At 41.7% G+C, this 20,970-nt stretch carries 22 protein-coding genes; 7 read left to right on the plus strand and 15 right to left on the minus strand.

What is annotated here, in order from left to right; genetic code table 11:
* Positions 1 to 186 precede the first annotated feature (186 nt).
* A complete protein-coding gene (locus tag AC3KVK_RS19380) occupies positions 187 to 1,137 on the plus strand; it encodes an IS110-like element ISPtu2 family transposase (RefSeq protein WP_518526948.1) in 951 nt (316 codons plus the stop codon).
* 28 nt (positions 1,138 to 1,165) lie between these two features.
* Here AC3KVK_RS19380 and AC3KVK_RS19385 read toward each other — a convergent pair whose 3' ends face one another.
* The 5 genes from AC3KVK_RS19385 to AC3KVK_RS19405 all read right to left on the minus strand — a co-directional run bounded on the left by AC3KVK_RS19385 (position 1,166) and on the right by AC3KVK_RS19405 (position 3,928).
* Positions 1,166 to 1,471, minus strand: a complete 306-nt coding sequence (locus tag AC3KVK_RS19385; RefSeq protein ID WP_490313543.1) for a hypothetical protein — start codon at positions 1,469 to 1,471, stop codon at positions 1,166 to 1,168.
* A 106-nt stretch (positions 1,472 to 1,577) separates the two neighbouring features.
* The gene (locus AC3KVK_RS19390) at positions 1,578 to 1,799 is read right to left on the minus strand and encodes a Tsi2 family anti-toxin (RefSeq protein ID WP_490313544.1); all 222 of its coding nucleotides are present in this window, start codon (positions 1,797 to 1,799) and stop codon (positions 1,578 to 1,580) included.
* Positions 1,792 to 2,268: a Tse2 family ADP-ribosyltransferase toxin gene (locus tag AC3KVK_RS19395; RefSeq protein WP_490313545.1), complete on the minus strand. Its 477-nt coding sequence runs from the start codon at positions 2,266 to 2,268 to the stop codon at positions 1,792 to 1,794. Before AC3KVK_RS19395 ends, AC3KVK_RS19390 begins: the two co-directional genes overlap by 8 nt.
* Before the next feature lie 130 nt (positions 2,269 to 2,398).
* Positions 2,399 to 2,713 carry a CC0125/CC1285 family lipoprotein gene (locus AC3KVK_RS19400; protein ID WP_490313546.1) on the minus strand — a complete coding sequence of 105 codons (315 nt, stop codon included), beginning with the start codon at positions 2,711 to 2,713 and terminating at the stop codon, positions 2,399 to 2,401.
* A gap of 123 nt (positions 2,714 to 2,836) precedes the next feature.
* A complete protein-coding gene (locus AC3KVK_RS19405; protein WP_490313547.1) occupies positions 2,837 to 3,928 on the minus strand; it encodes a putative endonuclease domain-containing protein in 1,092 nt (363 codons plus the stop codon).
* Positions 3,929 to 4,204: 276 nt separating this feature from the next.
* On the opposite strand from AC3KVK_RS19405, the gene AC3KVK_RS19410 reads away from it, so the two are divergent.
* The 3 genes from AC3KVK_RS19410 (at position 4,205) to AC3KVK_RS19420 (ending at position 6,900) form a co-directional block, all read left to right on the plus strand.
* Positions 4,205 to 5,134 carry an IS1595 family transposase gene (locus AC3KVK_RS19410; protein ID WP_490313548.1) on the plus strand — a complete coding sequence of 310 codons (930 nt, stop codon included), beginning with the start codon at positions 4,205 to 4,207 and terminating at the stop codon, positions 5,132 to 5,134.
* 15 nt (positions 5,135 to 5,149) lie between these two features.
* Complete coding sequence (locus tag AC3KVK_RS19415; protein ID WP_490313549.1) at positions 5,150 to 5,842, plus strand: hypothetical protein; 693 nt, start codon at positions 5,150 to 5,152, stop codon at positions 5,840 to 5,842.
* Between the two features lie 92 nt (positions 5,843 to 5,934).
* Positions 5,935 to 6,900: an integron integrase gene (locus AC3KVK_RS19420; RefSeq protein ID WP_490313550.1), complete on the plus strand. Its 966-nt coding sequence runs from the start codon at positions 5,935 to 5,937 to the stop codon at positions 6,898 to 6,900.
* 271 nt (positions 6,901 to 7,171) lie between these two features.
* On the opposite strand, the gene AC3KVK_RS19425 is transcribed toward AC3KVK_RS19420, so the two are convergent.
* The 9 genes from AC3KVK_RS19425 to AC3KVK_RS19465 form a co-directional block, all read right to left on the minus strand.
* Positions 7,172 to 11,281, minus strand: coding sequence for a collagenase (locus tag AC3KVK_RS19425; protein ID WP_490313551.1), 4,110 nt, complete (start codon positions 11,279 to 11,281; stop codon positions 7,172 to 7,174).
* 353 nt (positions 11,282 to 11,634) lie between these two features.
* Positions 11,635 to 12,357, minus strand: a complete 723-nt coding sequence (locus tag AC3KVK_RS19430; protein ID WP_490313552.1) for a hypothetical protein — start codon at positions 12,355 to 12,357, stop codon at positions 11,635 to 11,637.
* 159 nt (positions 12,358 to 12,516) lie between these two features.
* Entirely contained in the window at positions 12,517 to 12,969 is a 453-nt protein-coding gene (locus AC3KVK_RS19435) for a DUF2799 domain-containing protein (protein ID WP_490313553.1), read from the minus strand.
* Between the two features lie 17 nt (positions 12,970 to 12,986).
* Positions 12,987 to 14,357, minus strand: a complete 1,371-nt coding sequence (locus AC3KVK_RS19440; RefSeq protein WP_490313554.1) for a tetratricopeptide repeat protein — start codon at positions 14,355 to 14,357, stop codon at positions 12,987 to 12,989.
* A 4-nt stretch (positions 14,358 to 14,361) separates the two neighbouring features.
* Positions 14,362 to 15,057, minus strand: coding sequence for a hypothetical protein (locus AC3KVK_RS19445; RefSeq protein ID WP_490313555.1), 696 nt, complete (start codon positions 15,055 to 15,057; stop codon positions 14,362 to 14,364).
* Between the two features lie 4 nt (positions 15,058 to 15,061).
* A complete protein-coding gene (locus tag AC3KVK_RS19450; protein WP_490313556.1) occupies positions 15,062 to 15,469 on the minus strand; it encodes an ExbD/TolR family protein in 408 nt (135 codons plus the stop codon).
* Positions 15,466 to 15,873 carry a MotA/TolQ/ExbB proton channel family protein gene (locus tag AC3KVK_RS19455; RefSeq protein WP_490313557.1) on the minus strand — a complete coding sequence of 136 codons (408 nt, stop codon included), beginning with the start codon at positions 15,871 to 15,873 and terminating at the stop codon, positions 15,466 to 15,468. Before AC3KVK_RS19455 ends, AC3KVK_RS19450 begins: the two co-directional genes overlap by 4 nt.
* Positions 15,874 to 15,875: 2 nt before the next feature.
* Positions 15,876 to 17,177 carry a MotA/TolQ/ExbB proton channel family protein gene (locus tag AC3KVK_RS19460; protein WP_490313558.1) on the minus strand — a complete coding sequence of 434 codons (1,302 nt, stop codon included), beginning with the start codon at positions 17,175 to 17,177 and terminating at the stop codon, positions 15,876 to 15,878.
* Positions 17,178 to 17,187: 10 nt separating this feature from the next.
* Entirely contained in the window at positions 17,188 to 17,958 is a 771-nt protein-coding gene (locus tag AC3KVK_RS19465) for a DUF3450 family protein (RefSeq protein WP_490313559.1), read from the minus strand.
* A gap of 222 nt (positions 17,959 to 18,180) precedes the next feature.
* On the opposite strand from AC3KVK_RS19465, the gene AC3KVK_RS19470 reads away from it, so the two are divergent.
* From AC3KVK_RS19470 to AC3KVK_RS19480, 3 genes are all read left to right on the plus strand, one after another.
* Positions 18,181 to 18,426 (plus strand): hypothetical protein, encoded by a 246-nt coding sequence (locus AC3KVK_RS19470; protein ID WP_490313560.1) that lies wholly within the window; start codon positions 18,181 to 18,183, stop codon positions 18,424 to 18,426.
* A 261-nt stretch (positions 18,427 to 18,687) separates the two neighbouring features.
* Entirely contained in the window at positions 18,688 to 19,158 is a 471-nt protein-coding gene (locus AC3KVK_RS19475) for a DUF2753 family protein (protein ID WP_490313561.1), read from the plus strand.
* 11 nt (positions 19,159 to 19,169) lie between these two features.
* Positions 19,170 to 19,784, plus strand: coding sequence for a superoxide dismutase (locus AC3KVK_RS19480; protein WP_490313562.1), 615 nt, complete (start codon positions 19,170 to 19,172; stop codon positions 19,782 to 19,784).
* A gap of 91 nt (positions 19,785 to 19,875) precedes the next feature.
* On the opposite strand, the gene AC3KVK_RS19485 is transcribed toward AC3KVK_RS19480, so the two are convergent.
* Complete coding sequence (locus AC3KVK_RS19485; RefSeq protein ID WP_490313563.1) at positions 19,876 to 20,943, minus strand: DUF3083 family protein; 1,068 nt, start codon at positions 20,941 to 20,943, stop codon at positions 19,876 to 19,878.
* Positions 20,944 to 20,970: the final 27 nt, after the last annotated feature.

Here is a 20,970-nt window from a genome sequence, read left to right on the forward strand (position 1 = left end):
TAGGGTAATGTGAGACTCAGGCTTTAGCTGCAACTAAAGCTCTCTTTTGTGGTAGTTCGATTGAGCGATGGCTCCTCTGTTGAGAGACCGATAACAAGAATGAACGCCACAAAAGACTCCAAGCATCACACTCGAATAGTCTACTGGGTCTCGAACCCGCATTATGCAAGCAAGAGTTAGCTTATTATGAAAACAAATACTAATCAAAACATTAATGTCGGTGTCGATACCGGAAAATTTCAACTCGATATTTATATTCGCCCTCTTGATATCTATTTCACCGTTAAGAACGATGAAAAAGGGATTGCTGAGGCAATTAAAAAAATCAAAATTCACTCTCCAAAACGTATCATTATTGAAGCCACTGGCCGCCTTGAAATGCCCTTTATTATTGCATGTGCAAAGGCCTATTTACCTTTTGTCATTGCCAACCCAATACACATAAAACGCTTTGCTGGTGCCATTGGTCAACGCGCCAAAACCGACAAGCTAGATGCACAGTTAATTGCACATTATGGCGAGGCAATTAAACCCACACTCTCCACCCTAAAACCTGACATCATGCAGACTATGAGTGATTTAGTTGCCAGAAGAAATCAGCTGCTAGTCATGCAGACGATGGAAAAAAACCGCCTGCAAATTTTACCAAAAGAGCTGGTTTCAACCATCAAACCTATTTTAACGGCCTTTAAGAATCAGATTGAAAAAATTGAAAATAAAATTCTAAAACTCATTGAATCATGCCCTGAATATTCAGCCAAAAACACGATTCTACAAAGCATGAAAGGCATTGGTAAAATTGCCGCTGCCTCCATCATCAGTAACTTACCTGAGCTTGGCTATATGTCGAATAAAGAAGCCGGTGCATTGGTTGGCGTTGCGCCTATGAATCGCGAAAGTGGCCGCTATAAAGGGCTTCGAAAAATTCAAGGTGGGCGGCATCAAGTACGCACCGTTTTATACATGGCGATGATGTCAGCCATCCAATCTAACCCTGTTTTTAAATCAACTTATCAGCGATTAGTTGCTGCTGGGAAACCGAAAAAAGTAGCGCTTATTGCGTGTGTCAGGAAGATGATTGTGATCTTAAATTCGATGCTCAGAGACGGAGTAATGTGGGAAGCGCCAAAAGTTTAAAATTAGCTATTGACGCCATAGTCTCTTGTTATACGTTTTTTAACTGCTTTATTATTTGGTTACAAGCAGTTACTACGTCGTTTCGATAATAAGCAATAGTTTTGCTTAACTCTCTATCTACTTTAGCAAGGTACTCGGCAGAACAGTTTGGCCTTACATGCTTAAGCGGAAGATGATCAGTTTCAGATGCAATCAGACCAAAAATGTGAAACTCGGTATCCCAAACTTGACCGTGAATATCACTTCCAATTCGCCATAATTCGATCACGTTTTCCAAATAGTTTTCATCGCTTTTCAACATTTGTTTTGCGATTTTTACTGCTTCTTCAGACATTTTAAAAACACCAAACTCTCGAAACGTATAACGCCCACAATAAGCGGCGCCGCTTGCGGCGTCCGGCCCCGTAGGGGCACGCTTAATTGTATTGTTACAAATATGTTTACACCAGATCTTCATATTCTGGAAAATTACTGCCCTCAGCGCGTTTAGACATGTAAGCTTTTTTCAAATCTCCAGCTGCCTGATCATAAGTAAGGAGCAACTCTTGAATTTCCGCTTTGTCTCTAACTGTCTCGGACTCCAACAATCCTTCAAAATACTCAATTTGCTTTTGAACTGACTGGATACTAATCATTAATGTAGATAATGCTAATTCAGACATTGGCTTGCTTCCGTTTTTGGCTAACTGCGTTTCTAGCTAATTGATCCAAGAGCTGAACGAATCGAGTTTTTGGCATATCATAATTTGGGCTAATAGAATAATGTGTAGCCTTAAAACGTTTGTTATAACTGTCTTTTGTAATGATGAGACCAGAAGGTATCTCTGTGCCCTCTGGAATTTCAAAATAAGTCCAATTATCTTCTCCGAACGCGCCGGGCCGATCAAACAAAGAAGTTCCCTGCCCCAAAACGGATTTAACTACTTCCATTCCGCCCTCTTGCTTCACTACCTCTACGTCCGGCGCCCTCAAAACTCCTGCTCTAATTTCCCTTTCTTCAAAATCAGGATATAGAGGATTTTTGCTTTTTGAACTTTTGTGTAGCGACCGCCATAGAAACAATTTCAGACTCCCTACATATATTCGATCCAGCTGACCTTTTGATATCAATAGACTTTCGATAGTTTTCATTTTGAGATTCTCCCTAATTTCGATGAATATTTGTAACGCCTACTTAAGCGGAAAAATATAGTTGGCTAAAATGTTGAACGGAGTGAAAACAGCCAACTGTATTTTTTCCGTTTGAAGTTCTTGTTAGCATTTATTTACACTGAATTTCGGCTTTTAACCAAGGATGATCTATAGAAGTAATACCACCAAGAAAAATACCACCGTCAGTTTTACCTTTATTTTCACCCATTACATCATAACCAGTGGGACACAATTCTGAAGCGCGTTTACTCCAAAATGTTTTAAGCATTTCAGTTGAAGTTGTGCCATTTCCATAGTATTCAACCATGTAATTGTTTTCGCCTAACTCTTTATCTTTGTAACCGCCAGACCAAGTATGAGCTTGATAGCCCGTTGCACATCCAGTTAATAATACACATCCTGTAATTAAGGCTAAATACTTCATTTTTACTCCATACTCGATTTGAATGCTAACGCCGCGTTAAGCGGACTAAAATAGTGGGTTATAATGTGGAGCGAAGCGAAACCTAACCCACTGTTTTAGTTCCGTTTAAACGCCTTGTTATACCTATTTTGCGATAAAGTCACGAATTCTTATAGCGCATTTTAACGGTGAGGCAACAATATCTGGTCCTGATATTCGAATACTGCGTATACCTATTTTTTCAAGTTTTTCATCTATTGCTTTGTCTTTAGCTATCGCTTCATCTGATGAGTGATGTGCAACAGAATCACAGAATATTGCAACTTTCTGTTCTTCAAAATAAAAATCTGCTTCAGAAATCATTTTACTTAAAGCTTTTGTTCTTTTGCCATTTTCCCACATTGACTGTAATGAAGGGAATGTTGTTCCGTCAGAAAAGATATTCATCTGTATTTTTGGTCTTAAAGATAAACTATTCATTGCTTGTAAGAGAAATAATTCAATTGGCGAATCACAACCCCATATTTTTACTGGTTTGATATCTGTAAATGGTTTGAAGTAACGAGAAAAACGATATTTTCTATAATCACCTAAGGCAGATTTATTATCACCAAGTAGAGATGTACACATACCAGGGTCAATTACATCATTTTTCTCATAATTGCTCGCTAAAAAATACATGTTATACACAAAGCCAACAACATCTGAACATAGATCTTCATTTAAATGGACGGGACCTGTGGCGTATAAGCCAAATGCATTAGTAAAAGGGTTAAATCCCATATAGTGAGGGGAACCATCTAATACTCTTTCTAGATTCATGTTTTTGATCCAGTCAGTATCTACACTTGCTGGCTTCCCCCTTTTTTGAGCTGGTCGTAGAGACACGTGATAAGGCAGACCAAACAATTGACCATCTATTTCCTCAAACCCATAACAACAAACAACTACATTGACCATTTGAAACTGTTCACTCCGAGCTTTATAGAACTCGATAGCATCTTCAGAAGGGTTTACTCCAATAACAGGCAGTCCATTATGTAATTCTTTTGAAAGCCCCATAATTTTACTTTCAATGGGTTGAGTTCCATCTAAATCAAAAATGTCATGTGCCAAGAACTCCCCAACAGATCCTGCTAAATCAATCTGAAAGCCCTTATCAGGTAAACACCCGTAGTTTGGTAAATCCCATAACTCTTTAGGTCTGTTTTCAATATCACTAGCAATATTAGCCATAATTATCTCTATAGGTATAACAGCTTATTCGATCCCATAATGGGGTGATACAATCCCCCAAAACGGCGTATAAAACATATCCACAATATTCACACCTTTTTTATCTTTAGTAAACAAGCAATTATGATATTTATCGTGACTGCGCTGTTATTATCCGACAAAACGGCGACTAATAATGTTATTGGACAACTCACCAAACACTGTCTATAAATGGCGCTGATCCATTTCTGTGTTGGTTTGCTATACTAAGTAAATCAAATCATGTAAGGAGCGTCTATGAATAATACTCAGTTTGCCAATCTTCAAACTACATTAGAAGAGCTAACTTTTGTTCAGTTGAAACGTCTCCGACAACACATCGAAGATATGATTTCTTCGAACCATGTTGGTAAAGCCATTGCTGTGCATGAGGAAGGCGTAGCTGAGTGTGCTCACTGTGGTAGTCACGAGTTCACAAAGTACGGAACAACTGCACGAGGTCAACAGCGATACAAATGCAAAGCCTGCACTCGGACGTTTAACTCACTTACAGGTACGCCATTATCTGGCATGAAAAAACAAGATAAATGGCATCAATATTCAGAAGGCATGTGGTTTACAGCCAAGATCAGAGAAGCAGCAAGTGAACTAGGTATTAATGTCAAAACGGCTTGGCGTTGGCGACATCAGTTATTATCTAAACCAAGACAAAGAAAGCCTTCAGAGCTTCATGGGATCATTGAAGCCGATGAAACCTTTATCAACGAGTCATTTAAAGGCAAACGCCAGTTAGATAGACCAGCACGTAAACGTGGGGTTAAGAGCCATGACATACCTAAAGTACCCGTTATGCTTGCATTAGATCGCAATGGTGCTGTCACTCACTGCGTTTTACAAAGAAACACTAGAGAAGAGCTAGAAAAATCACTAGCACCTGTATTAACGCCTGAGAGTGTATTATGTACAGATGGTAATTTGTCGTATCAAACAATCGTCAAGAATCTACCTTTTGAACTCGATCATAAACGCCTTATAGCTATTGATAATCAAAGAGTTATAGATGGCATCTACCACATACAAACACTAAACAATTGGATGATGCGCTGGAAGCAATGGCTTAGTCAGTTTAATGGTGTTGGAACTGCCTACCTTGATAATTACATTGCTTGGTTTAGGCAAATGGATCAGTCACAAGAAGACGATAGTTGGGTCGTTCTGGCGCTATAAATATTTGGAATTTTAATGAAGATACTTAAGATAATTACCACTGTTTTTATTACGTTTTTTATAGCTTCATTTGGCTACTTTAAAAAAGATGCCATTACTTGCGAACTGATAGGAATATCGCACTTCAATGAAGTGTCACCAGATTTTTATGTTGACCAAAGTATCGACAGCCCGAAGCAAGTTGAGCTATCACACTCTGTACAAGCCGCTATTAAAAGGGTTTCGGATATCTATGGCACTCCAACTTCTAACCCTAGAATCATTGCAACAGCCGAAACTAAATATGCAAAGTTCGGATTTAACCCTACAGGTATGCAAAATTCTGGTTTATTTAGAGAATGTATATTTTTAGGTCCCAAAGGACTAAACACTGACGTAATTGCTCATGAACTTGTTCATGCAGAAGTTAGATACAGAACAAACCTGTTTGTTGAACTAACTCAATTACCAGCTTGGTTTATTGAAGGGACAGGGATAAAAGCAGATTACCGCAAGCCCTTTTTATTAGAAAACATTGATGTAACAAGTGATGACGTAGCTGAGATCAAATCGGTTTTTTACCTCAGTGACTTTCCAAACACCAATGTTAAATATTATCAAGCATCTCTAGTCGCTGTAGAGCCAATGAACCCAAAGAATATGTATAGAGGCTTAGAAAGATTGAACAATGGTGAACAATTTGAAGACGTTTTTAATGAACTCTTTTAATTATTGATTAATCTTACAATTTTATTCTATCAACACAAAAATGGATCACAGCCCTATAAATACAGTGTTTATTTAAATAAAAGGTTGGTCATATGAAGTCCGCTTTTCTTATTATGATAAAAGAGCACATGTATAGCCGCCGCTACGCGAAGCGCACTATTGAGAGTTATCTATTTTGGATTGCCAGCTTTATCCGCTTCAGCGGGATGCGCCACCCTAACAACATGTCAGATCTTGAAGTAGAACAATTCTTAAGCCATTTGGTGCTCCAACAGAATGTGGCTGCAGCCACTCAAGCACAGGCCCTGAATGCATTAAGTTTTTTATACAAAGAAATTATCCAGCGCCCACTTTCCCTAAAGCTTAACTTTGTCAAAAGCAAGCGCCCAGCGAAATTGCCCGTTGTACTGACCGTTGAAGAAGTGAAACAATTTTTCCAGGCATGCTGCGCCAAGCATCATTTATCTTGCAGTCTGTTGTATGGGAGTGGTCTGCGTATTACCGAGGCGCTTCGTTTACGGGTCAAAGACATTGACTTTAATTATAAATGTATCCGCGTTTGGGACGCTAAAGGCGGGAAAAATCGCATTGTAACATTGGCTCAGGAGCTGATGCCAGCTCTGCTATCACAAATTAATATCGTTGAGCGCTACTTGGCTTTAGATCTCAACAATCCAGAATTTTCAGGTGTGTGGATGCCCCATCGTTTGCGCATAAAGTACCAAAGCCAAACGAAGGAATTAGGTTGGCAATACTTATTCCCTTCTCAGCAACTCAGCCAAGACCCTGAAAGTAAATTGATCCGTCGCCATCATATTGATGAAAAACAGATCCAACGCGCCGTTACAAAAGCCGCTTTTAATGCTCATATTAATAAACATGTTACACCGCATACTTTACGCCACTCCTTTGCCACCCACTTGCTACAAAACGGGGCGGATATTCGCACTGTGCAAGCCCAATTAGGCCACACCGATGTGAGAACAACACAAATTTATACCCATGTTTTACAGCAAGGCGCGAATGGTGTGGTTAGCCCGCTATCGAAGCTGCTTTAAAGAGATATACAGCACTATCCATCAACTTGTTACTGATCTTAAAAACTGAATTTCTAAGTTCTTTGTGGTTAAAAACCGCTCACCCAAAGGCTGTTGAATCACACTTAAACCCGACCTTATATCTCCATGACGCATACAAGCGCAGGGACAATATAGGTTCTTTCCAACTAAAAAAGCAGCACTGGGGGAGTGCTGCTTTGCATTGTTGTGTAGGAAAATGAATGGTGTAGTGGCGCGCCCTTTAAAGAAACACGCCATACACATTAGGGTGTTAGTTTACATCGACCTGCAAGGCGACCCCTGCGGCTGTGGTGTCAGCGGTAATGTAGTACCAACCCACACTAGGGTTACTGACCGTAATGCTTTGCACCGTTGTACCTGCTGTCGTCGACTTATACTGATATTGCGAGGCGCTTGCCCACGTAATATCTGAGTATAATTTCACTTCGCCTGCACCATGAGCAGTTTGAATGGTCACTTCGCTTTCGTTACCAGTAAAATAAATGTAGTAACTGTTATGGCCTTGACCGGTACAAATTGCTTTACCCGACTCAACTGCGCCATAAGTAAAGGCACTTTGCGTTGCACAGGCATTGGCAATCGCGGCGTCCACTGGCGGCTCAGTGCCACCGTTGCCTCCCCCGTCAGCCTGCCCTTCTGTGACTGTTAAACTCACTCCTTGGTATTGGCCACTCGTTTCAAGGCTGATATAACGCCATCCTCGATTTGCAGTCACGGCTAAGGTTTGCGCTGTGCCACTATTACCCGATTTCGCTTGGGCATTACTTTGTGTGGCCCATGTATCGGCATTAAAGTAAATGCCGACATCGCCCTCACCTCCTGCAGTGGCAATGACTAAGTCAGTATTGTCGTTTTCAACCCACACATAAAACGAGCCTCGGCCACCGGCTACACATTCTGTGCTGGCTAAGTTTAAACGGCCTGAACTAATGGTTGCCTCACCACAGTTGCTCACTGAGCCACCACCATTATCTGGATCGTTCGGGTAGGGATCACTGTTGTCACCTTGACCATCGCCATCAGAGTCGAGCCATTCTGACGCATCATTTGGAAAGGCGTCGCTGTTATCGCCATAGCCATCGCCATCACTGTCTTTGCTTTCGCTCGCATCCAGTGGGAAAGCATCACCATTGTCACCGACACCGTCACCATCGCTGTCTTTACTCTCGTTAGGATCAAGCGGGAACGCATCTTCTGAATCAATGACGCCATCGCCATCACTGTCAAGTGGGGTGGTGTCACCCACTGTTTCATTGGTGATCTCATAGCTATTGACCGAATTTTCTTCGCTCATGACCGCTACAGCTAAACACTGACCGGTTTCGGTCGTCACTGCTGCACGGCGATTACCAAACCATTTCCAACTGGTTGCGCTATCGTACGTATCGCCAGTATTGAGTGTTTTAAAGCCAAAGCTTTCACTCAGCTCGCCAGTTTCGTTATCAATGCGATAAATACGCACTGGGGTATTGCTGGTATTCACAAATGAAAAATCTGCTTCAAATGGGCCGGTTAAGTGTTTTTGCATCAAGTCACAGCTGCCTAACGTATTGGCGGCTGGAATGATTTCGGCTGGCTCTGCGGTGGCAACCATACTCTGATCGATTGTGAACGCTGCCGTTTGGTGATTAAGTACGCCCACACTTAAACAGTTTAAGCGCGCATCAGTCACCATAAGGCGACGATCGCCATACCAAACATCTGAGCTGTACGTTTCACCTTGCGCTAAAGTGCCATAACCAAAATCAAATCCTGTTGCTGCACTGGCATACATAGGTTTGCCGGTTAAGTTATCAATACGGAATAAACGCACAGGGGTATCTGTGGTGTTCGTAATACTAAAGCCATGCGAGGTATCTTTAATAACGTGCGGTTGCACTAACGCACAGCTGCCCATCTGGTTTTGCTCTGGGATGACTTCTGGCACGATGTTTTTAACGAGCTCTGCATCGATGTTAAAGGTGTTGTTTTGTTCACCCATAACTGCCATGCCTACACAGTTTAAATTGCCATCGCTAAGCATTAAGCGATCCCCTTCGCTCCAATTTGTGCCGCTATAGCTTTCGCCCTGATTGAGGGTTTGATAGTTTTTAGCAAAATTCGCTTTACCAGTATTATTGTTGACCCAAAACAGCGAGATCGGCGTGTTAGTGGTATTGCTAATGGTAAAATTAGTTTTTGCAGCATCCACTTTACGAACATATTGCTGGGCCAAATCACAGCTACCTATGCTATCGGGTGCAGGTAAGGTTTCTGCCTTCGGCGCAATGGCTTCTGAGTTGGCAAGTACAAATGCTTCGAAACCAGCTTGAGTTCGCGCTTCGATTGCTTTTAACGTACTCACATAATCAGTTTTGTTGCCTGAGCGCATCGCAGCGGTGAGTAAATGAATGTCGTCATTATGCTCTTCGGCTAAATAACGCATTGCAAAGTAACTCCACGGGTAGAGCTCATCATAGCCATACGCCATAAATAATAAGTTATATAAAGGGGGGATCACTTGCCCTTTTAACGATTCAAGGGTTCGAGAATGATCATTGCCGTTGGCCATGTATTCTGCCATGCCTTCTGACCACGAAACGTTGTAATCAAAATAGCCAAAAGACCCCGCTTTGATGTAACGCCCATCTAAGTAATGCACGTATTCATGGCGCAAGTTATAAATTTGATCTTCATATTGGCACGAGCCGCCGACCCAATCATCGGGGCACTGCATGGCTATAAAGCGCGCTTGATTGCCTTCGTTTTCGGGCGTGCCTTCTAAATACATGCCGCCGTTATCGGTATCGATGCCATAAAATTCAGGGGCATATTTTTTGTATTCATCAGGGCTAGCAAACGCAATCACTTCAAGGTGTGCATTTTTATCTCCTGCCACAGGATTGCCTTGGGTGTTGAAGAAGGCATGAAATTCAGATTCTTGTGTTGCCATGTCGGCGCACGATTGCGACAGGGTCGCTTGGCTAATCGAGCTTTGCGCACGAATAGTAATAAATTCATTACATTGGTGGCTAACCGTTAAAATGTCGCTTTCTTTGGGTGGCACAACACAATGGCCAAACAACGCATCACCCTGTGCGCATTCTCGCCCTGCTGATTCTAAGTAGTTTTTAGTAGTAATGGTTTCAATCGTTTCAAGGCTGAGCGAGTTTTGCAGCGTCGTTTGTGCTTCACGCACGGTACTATCAAAGCGGGCCTTGGCCTCATCAGTGGCAATACTGGCAATTTTACCCAGTGCAATAAAACTGTGTGGCACAATCCATTTACGATCCGCTTCACTCGTCCAGCGTAAATCAACAGCTGTTTCACCTAAATGCGCAAACGAACGCAGTACCGAAAGCACATCAAGCATACGATGATTAAATGCCGCCTTGGTCGGCGCATCACCATAATAAGCCGCAGAGCCCAAAGCACTTAACAGCGCCATGGTGGCATCGCCAGCATTAGTGGCTGCAAATGGATTACTTTGCATTGAGTGGTACTGAAGTGCCGCTAAAGCATGTGGCAGTAAATCTTGATAATGTTGTGCCCCTGCACCGCGTTCAAAATTATTCAGAGCTTTAGCAAACCCTTCTTGAATGACACCGCCTTTATTGGTTAAAAAATCAGTCATTTTAGCCACTGCAACCATCGCATCGCTGAGCGCTTGGGCTTCTGCCTCACTCATGGCTGGGGCATAAAATTTATACGAGCCTAAAAAGTACAACAACTGATTTAAATCAGGATCGCTAATATTATCAGCGCTTGCTAAATAATGGATGGCTTGAGTAACATCAGTCAGTGGATCGTTTGTTGCGCTGGCTAGGCCTTCAAAGTCGTCATATACCGCAGTTAAAATCGTTGGGATAATCGCGCCGTATTGGTTTTTTGAGTTAATTACCGGGCTTTTTACTGACACATTGATATCGGTATCGAACACAATGTAGTCACCCATTGGCGGTGGCACATCGCCGCCGCTGACCGTCACGAGCAGTGAAGTTTGCGCTATATTTCCGTTGATAGCGAAATAGCGATTTCCAGCGTGCGATACAAAACTGACACTTTCATCATTGGTGCCTGCATTGGCACTGCGAAGCTGTTCATTGCCACTCCAATCATCACCATCGTACAAGATAATCGTTGCATCAGAGCCTGTGAAGGTCCCGCCACTGGTGGTGATCGACACATCGCTGTTTTCGTAAGGCACATTAACATGTAAATAATGACCATAGTCGGTAATACACTGGGTTTGATTAGCGGGTACTTCGCCCTGACGGGGCAACGTTTTTTCGCCGCACAATTGCGCGGCATTGGCAGCACCAAGATTCAGCGACACTAAAATGGCACTGGCGAGGAATGATTTTCTGGTTGTTAGTTTCATAGTCATCAACTTTATCGGAATATTGCTAGGGTCGCGTTAACCAGCATATTGCTGGTCACTTCCTTTACTGCTCACTGTGATATACAACTGGGCGCAGCCCCTAAGGGATCCATCTGTCACTCAAACTTACATTTGCATTTACATTTAATTATCATTTGAGACACAACTGTTATACATTAAAATGTATACAATATCCAATGGTGATTTGTAAATTTATTACCAACATGGCTATAGAAAGGTAAATTTACATTATAAATTAATAGGTTATAATTTATTGAATTTTAATAAATACAAAAAAGCCAAGTTAAATATCAACTTGGCTAAACGTACACAAGGAAAATTGTTAAAAGGAATTAATCAATCTGGGCGTTTTTTACAACAAATGTCTGTGCCGCAAACTGTACATGATTGGACGATTGAGGAGCAATAAACACCACTTGTAGCTCGCCACTATCAGGGATTAAATGTGTGTTAATAAGTGGCTGGCTTATACTCGGTGATTCATTGGCTTTTACTATCACTAAATGGGTCTTTTCGGTTGACACCGTTATAAACCCCGTCCCCTTGCCATAGTTGAGATCTTCAGCAATCAACTTACCATTCAAGTACACATCAAGGGGAGCCAACATAGGGAAGTACGTATGTAAAACATGAAAACGATATTGATTAACCGCAATCTCATCGTTGTAGCGGTAAATAGCGCCAAGTTTGGCTTTTTGTTCACCGTCACTACTGGGATCACCATAAGCAAACACGTAATACGACTGCTGATCAGCCAATGCAAAACTGGTTGATTCGATTACTGTTTCAGTTAAGTAGTTTTGCGCATCAAACGTAAACACATTGCCTTGCAATTCATGATTCAAAAGTTTGTACTGATCGCTGATCTCACCATAACCTAGCGCATTGTCATTGAGCAGGAGATCGACCATTTTCTCTGTGTTTTTATCATGCCAACGCACAACAAGTTCATCACTGGCAACATTAACTACACTCACATTGGCGTGATAAGTTTGCTCATCACAGGCGGTTAATAGTGAGCATATTGTAATAAACAATACAATTTGGCTTTTCATTTAATAACATCATGGAGAGAAGATAGAGCCAGTTTACCGCACTGATTTGATTGGATTGTGAGGATTTGTAACCAGGCTAGCAGAAAGTGTAATTCGAGCAAGCTGGGTAAAACACGCTGAACTTAAACGACATTATGCCCTAAAGTTCAGCGTACTTGCCTAAAAGTCGCTTTGTTTACTGGTCGGAGTTTTTGCTTTTGCATTGCGCTCGTTTCGTTCAAGTTGCTCAACCATTTTTTTCTTTTCAGTAAACAGCCTTAGACCTTGATCATAACCATCGTTAAACTCGGCGCGTACTTCAAACGGGCAAACAGTCGGCATAAGCATATTCTTTTTGCCAATTTCATATCCGGTATCAAACGTACAATATTCAGTAATTCCTATGGTATACCCATCTAAGTAGTCTGATTTTGCTTGCTCAGAATAGTGAGGACAAGACTCTGCTAACTCTTCGATTTTTCTAACTGACACTCCTTTTAGCGCTGTTTCATATCCCACTTTATGCCAATCGCCACCTTGGCAAATATTGCGCTCTTGGGCGACTGTTTGATCGGTTGATTGACAACCACTCAATAAAGCTGCTGCGATCGCAAGCCACATTACTTTTTTCATCGTCTGTCCTTTTAGATTTAGATTGTTGAACTGTTTTCTAAGCGAATAATATTTTTAATGATTTCGATCTGTTCAGTTAATTGATGTAATTCTGGATACTTCAAACTGGCTTTTTGTAGTTGCTCAATGGCCGAAACATAGTCCTGCATATTAATGTACAGCTGTGCCTGACCGAGTAAGGCTTCCTTTTCAAATGCGGGCAGTGCTTGCGCGCGAATGTACATCAACTCGGCCACAATGTTATTTTTTTGTTCGCTGGCCAGCTTTGCATAATTGATCAGGGCATGGCCATTATTAGGGTTCGTCGTTAATGCCAACTTAAAATAGCGCTCTGCGGCCTGGTATTGCTCACGCTTAGCGCTTATTCGCGCCCGATGACTGTAGAGTACACTTTGATCATGCTGCGCAAGCGAATCAATCTGGGCTGATAAATTATCGAGTAAAGTAGAAGCTTGCTGCCACATTTGCAATTGATCTAACCAAATGAGGTATTCATTTACTGTGTCTATGTTCAGCTGGTTGTAGGTTAAGTCTTGTTCGATTAGCTCGATGGCACGATCATAACTTTGCTGCTGTAGATGCAGCTGTGCCGCGGTTTTTAAATTATTCGCATCGGTTTCACCCAATAAAATAGCCATTTCTAAACTCGCTAAGGCCAAGGTATCATTGCCACTATCGAGCGCTAAAATCGCTTGATTGAGCCAAAGGTTTTTATCGTTTGGATGTTTTGCAACCAGTTCGCTTAACAACGCCTGCGCTGCGGGAAACATTTTGGCTTGCGTTAACGCTAAAAAAAGTCCTTGTTGCCATTGCTCTTCATTTGGCTCTAAGCTCAGAGCCTGTTGATATGCTGCCACGGCGCTTAATGGCCCATGCAGGTTTAAATTCAAATAACCGAGTTGACCATAAATCGTGGCATCCATCGCACCAAATGAAATCGCTTTGGCGAAATGTTCACGTGCTTCAGTGTATTTTTCGGTCACTAAATACAATTGCCCTAAATCACGGTGCACGCGCACCAATTGCGGCATTCTTTTTAAAACATTTAAATAATATTTCTCTGCATTTTTATACTCTTCTATCGAAAAGTATATTTGCGCTTTGAGCGTCAGCATGGCAGGGCTCAATTCTAAATCATAAAATTTATTAAGCTCTGCAATCACTTCTTGTTTTTTATCCTCAGCAAGTAATAAGCGAAACTTTTCTGCTATTTCATATTCTTCTGGAGAGACGGACACTTCTCGTTGGCTATAAAAGCCAGAGAAATGAGGGATTTCAAACACCGGCGATTGTAATTTAAGTAAGATGGGCTTTTCTTGCCAAGCATAACTCGGTGACAGTGCTAAACAAGCAATTAAATAGAGTGAGTGAGACAATTTTTTAATCATTTCATTACCTACCGTGGTTGAAATTTAAACCGTAAATGTAAATAGCCTTTACGGGCTTACCATCTTTTTTAGGGACGGAAAACCGTGCATGTTCGACCCAGTTACGAATGGTAATTTCCATTTCAGGATACACAGGGTCAATAATCCGCTGGATAAAAGGTTTGCCTTGCTGATCAATAATTAAAGACACTTTGGTCGCAATTCGTTTAACCCCTCTTTGTGTGACGGATCTGGGCGGAGCAAAGTATTTTGAGAACACCACTTTAGGGACTTTATCAAGGCTCTTTACTTCCATTACGGGGAAATCAGAATCAAGTGTTTTACTAAAGTCTTTCATACTAAATTCAAATTTTGGCAACGATAATTGTGCGACTTTAGGTTGGCCTAAGCTGGGTTTATTACTGTAACTAATGGCCGGACCTGAACCGGCATGAGACAAGTTAATACTCGGCGCCATCGCCTCTGTTGCTGATTGCTTCATTTCTATCATCGGGGGCGGCGGAGGCGGAATGGGAAGGGCAACATCAATTTTACGTACCGTCACTAACTCCTCTTCTTGCTTGGGTGTATTCTTTAACATCAACACCCCAAGACCGAGTGCAGCAGTGAGTACAAGGCTTAAAATCCAAGGTAATATTTTTATTGTTTTGTTCGTCATCTGCGTAAAAAATGAATTCTCAGACGATAGTGAAGCAGACATAATGCTAAGGCCCTAACGTTGCGATACTAACATGACTGATCCCAGCCAATTTTGCTTGATCAATGACTTGTACCAGCAAATCCGTTTTGACTGCTTTATCTGCTTGGATAACCAGCGGTTTTGTATTGCTTTTAGTCAATTGACTCAGAGTGGTTCTAACACCTTTCACCCCAATATTTGTGCCTGCATACATCACTTCTTTATTGGCCGTAATGGCAATTAAAATAACTGACTTTTGCAATTGCTCGGTTGATACTGCACTGGGTTTATCAATATCTACCCCTGTTTCTTTGACAAACACCGTCGTGACAATAAAGAAGATCAATAAAATAAACACCACATCTAATAACGGAGCTAAATCGAGCTCTTGTCCTTTGCTCTGCTCTATCTTGGATTCAATCATGGATTTCATATGCGAGTCACTCCAAAACGTGTCACTTTACTGGTTAGCAAGCTCAGCATCAGTAAACCGGGTATAACAAAAACTAAGCCCAGCTGTGTGGTCAACATTGCCTGTGCGATTCCACCGCTGATGATTTGATCTTCGTCTAAACCTTGCTCGACTGACATACTAAAAAAGGTCACTAATAGCCCACTGATCGTGCCAAGCAAGCCCAATAAAGGTAAAGACGCTAAAATTGTTTTTAAGGTCGGGATCCAATGATGGCAGCGCCCTAACCAGAGCTGATCTTGACGGCTGACAAAACATAAATCGATTAACAGCCCATAACAAACGACTGCCACAATCAAAATGGCCCACACCACTGCATTGGTCAGTAAAAATAAGTAAGGCGTTAACTCCTGAATAATAAACATGCTTAAGCCAACTCTAACTTGCTCAATTTAATCGCATTACTTTCAAGCTTGGCGTTGTAACTTTTGGCTCTACGACTTAATAACGCGCTCATAATTAAAGAAGGGATCGCGACAATGAGACCAAGCTCTGTGGTAATGAGCGCTTCTGATATCCCCCCTGACACAGTGGACGCATCACTGGTGCCAAAGGTATTCATCATCATAAATGTGCTGATCATCCCTGAGACGGTGCCCAGTAAACCGAGTAATGGGGCAATTGCGGCACTGGTTGCGATGGCACCTAAAAAGCGCTCTATTTTATGTTTGTAATCATTTAAATAAGCCACCAGCAAGTCATCTCGTTGCTGCGAAACAGGATGAATAAGCGCAATATCAACCAGCTGCTTTTGTGCACCCGTGACCTTGTCTTCAATTGCTTTTTTAAGGCATTCATTATTGGCTTTGACTGTCTTCAAACGTTCAATGAGAGAGGCATCGATTTTTGGTAAACGTGTCAGTTGTACAGCTTTGAATAACGAAATAATAAACGAGAACACACCGAATAAAATGATCGGAATCGCCCAAGGGCCGCCTTTTTGAACATGCTGCCATAAACTTGCATCTTGCAAGAGTAACTTGTCAGCATTTCCGAGCGTCGGATCAAATAACACCGCTCCGCTTTTGTTGTTATAAAGTGCTGCAATGGCACTGACAGCTTGTTCGTCATATACATCACGATTAATTTGGAGATCTGATTCAAGTGGATTATGCAAAGGGCCGGCAATTTTGTCTTGAGAGTGATAGGCGATCACCGTTGGTCCAAGTGCCAACACATTAAAAGGAGTAAGCCGCCCGCTTTGGTTCACGACATTTTGAGTTTGCCAACTCGGCGATAAGCGTGTTTGCACATCAGCAACAATGTCTCCCAACTGAGTGGCGCTTACTTGAAAGCCTTCTTGGTTACTCAATGCTTGTTTGAGCGCATGATTGGATTCGATGTAGCTTGTTAATAACTGTTTTTGATAATGATCTTGTGATTGCCATTGCTCAACGCGTTTTTTTAATTGCTCTAAACTCAGTGCTTGCTCATCCGCGACACGCTGAATCGTGGCCGCTTGGGTACGCAAGGTAGCTATCTCTCTGAGCTGCTGATCTAATCGAGCGGTTTGCTTTTCACTGCGAGTATTTATTTGTTGTTGAATATTTTCTAGTTGTGCTTGTGAAGATGCAATGCGCTCAATTAAGACCTGTGCAGGCTCATCAGCAAAAGCATTAATCGAGCAAATTAACGCACACGCTGCCGCCATATTTTGAAGCATAGTCATGGTTCAACTCCTACTGAGACAAGGATACAGGTAAACTAAGGTACTGAGCTTGGGTGGGGTTTTCTATCACATGGCGTACAGCCAATAAGGCACTCGCATCAAGTGATAGGTTCAGCTCAGCTTCGGCACGTTCTTTATCAAACCACTGCCAACCCAATTTTTCACTGCGCCCATAGCCAACTGTTTGGCCATCGTCACTCATATACCAGCCCTGCGATAACCCAAGGTAAATTTGCGTAACAAAGATCTCTTGATCATGTTCAAGCTTCATCGATGTGCGATTGATAGCCACTCGTTGGTCAAACTCCGTAGCCAGTTTAAATAAACTTAAAATTCGCTCTAATTTTTCACTATCAGATGCACTGCTCTGAGTCAAAAGCAACATTTTTTCGCGCCATTGTAGTTGCAATGGCGGAGGCAATTGTGGAAGGAGAGAATTTAATGCATCGTGAGCCTGTTGTAATTTAACCGATATAACAGCTTGCTCGTGCTCTAAACGTGTTTGCTCTGTAGTTAATGCTAAGCGCTTTTCGTCAACCTCTGAGTTAGCCTCTTTTACTTGGTTAACACGTTCGAGTAATGCTTTTTTTTCAATGCTGAGTAGCTTTTCTTTTTGTTTTAATTGTTGCTCTTTCGTATTCCATTGGCGCTGTAGCAAACCTTTTTGTTGCTCAATGCTCAACCACTTCTCCATCAGTTGTGTTAATTGAGTGGTGTCAGAATTTGCGACACTTACAAATGACATCGCTGTCAAGGAAATTCCGAAAATGAGGAGTTTCATGGATACATCCTGTAAATAAAGCGTTAACAGTTTTTAGTTACAGTAATCTAGATGGCCAAATGCTGTCAATAGATGAAGTGTAAGTAACAGCCCCAAAATTATTAAACACGCTCATCTTGTGATAATAGGCTTAGCCCAGGGGGTAAACTTTATTTTAGGACGCCAAAAAGTACCATAAACCTGATAGCTTCTATAAAGAACCATCTTAAGGCTTACTTTCGCATGATTTCTGGCATGAAAAAGAGCGGTTCAACCCAAAAATGTTTATTTAAACCAGCTCCAAACGCCAAAAGAAAAGTTTGGAAAAATATCAATGCCCAAAGCAGATTTGATAATGTACAAAAAAAAATGCCAAATAAGGCACTGAAAATAATAAAGCCAGACACAAACAACGCCTGCACCATCAGTGCAAACTGTTTTTCTTGGCGAGAAAGCTCTCGGCGGTTTCGACCAGCAACAGATAAATAACTTCATTTGAAGATGCGCTAATATTTATCTGATAACCAACAGGCTAAATCGGCGTCCCGCTTTGACTCGAGTCTCACTGTCAATTTGTCAAAGTTCTCACCGTTTATCAGTCAAATTCACGTCCCGCCTTTAAGAGGTAAAATAAGCACAGCTGGCCACATTACCAATAAAAAAACACGCCTACAAAAGAAAATAGTTCTCATTTAGATTAAAGTAAGGTATTGTCTACGCAATTGAGAATCATTATCAAATGGAGTGGTTATGCAATCCCAGTTATCAACACAACTGCAAGCACATCAGCAACGCTTACTTGATTGGCAACAATTAATGCAAACTGCCAATAGAGCATTTATAGAACAGCACTACGAGCAAGCATTAGCGACCTATCAAAGTGCAGAGCTAGCTAGCGCCAATCAAATGAGCATGCTACTGAGCCAACCATTAGATGAATCGAGCATTGATACGTTTGCCCATTGTGCTGCAGCTTGGGTTGTGACCATGCATAACATTGCCGATTGCCTCAATGCTCAACAAAATACCGAACAAAGTATCCAACAGCTTTATCACGCCTATGAAGCGATGATGCGACTCACTCTGCATCGCAATACGGATATTGCTGAGATTGCTCGTCGTCAGAGTCGTCGTTGTTATCAACAATGGCTCTTGCACGGGGGGAATCAAGCAAAACCTTCTTCATTCCCGGCGCATCATGCACACACCGTTTTACATTAAAAAGGACGATCATGGCTTACCAATTACCCACGTTAACCTATCAATACGATGCACTTGAACCGCATATTGATGCTCGCACGATGGAGATTCACCATACGCTACACCACAACACGTATGTGAATAACATCAATGCTGCATTGGCTGGCACTGAGTATGAATCGCAAAAAATCGATACCATTTTACTCAACTTTGACTCGTTACCGGACACACTGAAGCCTGTAGTACGTGATCATGGCGGCGGCCATGCCAACCACAGTTTGTTTTGGCAAATTATGTCTCCACAAGGAGGCGGGCTCCCAACGGATGAAATTGCGGTTGCTATTGATAAAGAGTTAGGTGGTTTTAGCCATTTTAAAGACGCATTTACTACCGCTGCGTTAAAACGATTTGGCAGTGGCTGGGCGTGGTTATCAGTCACACCAGAAAAAACGCTCGTCGTAGAAAGTTCGCTCAATCAAGACAGTCCCTTGATGCATGGCAACACGCCAATTTTAGCGCTCGATGTGTGGGAGCATGCCTACTATTTGCAATACCAAAACCGCCGACCCGAATACATTAATGCGTTTTATAACGTGATTGATTGGCAAGAAGTCAATCGCCGTTACCTAGACGCAGTGGCTGCTTAAGCAGCCGACCCGAACTGTTTGGTTTCCCTTGAACCAATAGCAAACAGGCAGTGAATATACTGCCTGTTTTTTTTATCTCTTATAGCCGTTTTTAGGCGTGATAACTGACATGTTGATAAAAACGAACCGTTACATTTTGCTGTGTTGAGGGAATTTCAAGTCTATCAGCTAATCCACGCAGTGCCCCTTCAACGTTATTCATAAACTTGCCATAACCAATATCATTTTTGTCTTCATCACCTGCGGCAATAATAAAGTAAATCGTTTGCACTAATTTATCTTCATGCCAATAACCAAAGTATTGGCTGTCTTGATTGGCTGGATCAAAGCTGATTTTTTGTAGTTCACTATTTTGGTCATTGCGATCAACCTGGCTATTTCTCACTAATGGGATGTGATCATTGGCTACCATGGCGATACGATTGAGATTTTTTGCACCACAAACAGTTAAAAATGAGTCTTCAATATGACGGTATAGTTTGGCATATCCCGTGTCTGATTCTTTTAAAAACCGAGTTTTAATATTGCGTGTCAGTGGGATCCCAACTGTCACATACGTCATTTCGCTATGCGTATTGGGTAACGCACATGCTCTGGCTTGATAACGAGGCGCTAAACTGCGTAATTTGTAACCATAGCTTTCTTTGTTTCCCTTAGCATTCGCGAATAAATCATAGGTTAAATGCTGATGATCACGAATTTTTATCACTGTTGGGCAATGAGCTAATTCGGCTTTAAACAGACCAATAACTTTGGTGACTCGACGATGAAAATCAGCGGCATGCGAACGAAGCTCATCTCCTGTCGCTAAAAATACGATGCGAATTTTTCTCGCCTGATGACCCGGCTCAGTTAAACACGTATGTGACTCATGATGTTTTGGATTATAAAAAAACAACACCTGCTTTTTTGTTTGTAAACAATACGACTCTTCATGAAAACGCACAATCGGCAGTTTATCATTGGCTAAGATATGGACATTGTGAAGTGCATTTTCTTCACATAAGGTAAACAAAGTGTCAGAAATTTTCTGATAAGCCTCGCTTAGACTTGAAAAATGGTTGTAGAAGAGTTCATCGAGACGAAACTCTGCCAAAATATATTGGTTTGAACGCGCGTTGCTTGGGATATAAACACGATGCTGACTTTGAGAGGCCATGACTATTCCTTTAAAAATACATGAATA

This window comes from Pseudoalteromonas sp. J2K-J979 (assembly GCF_058169715.2).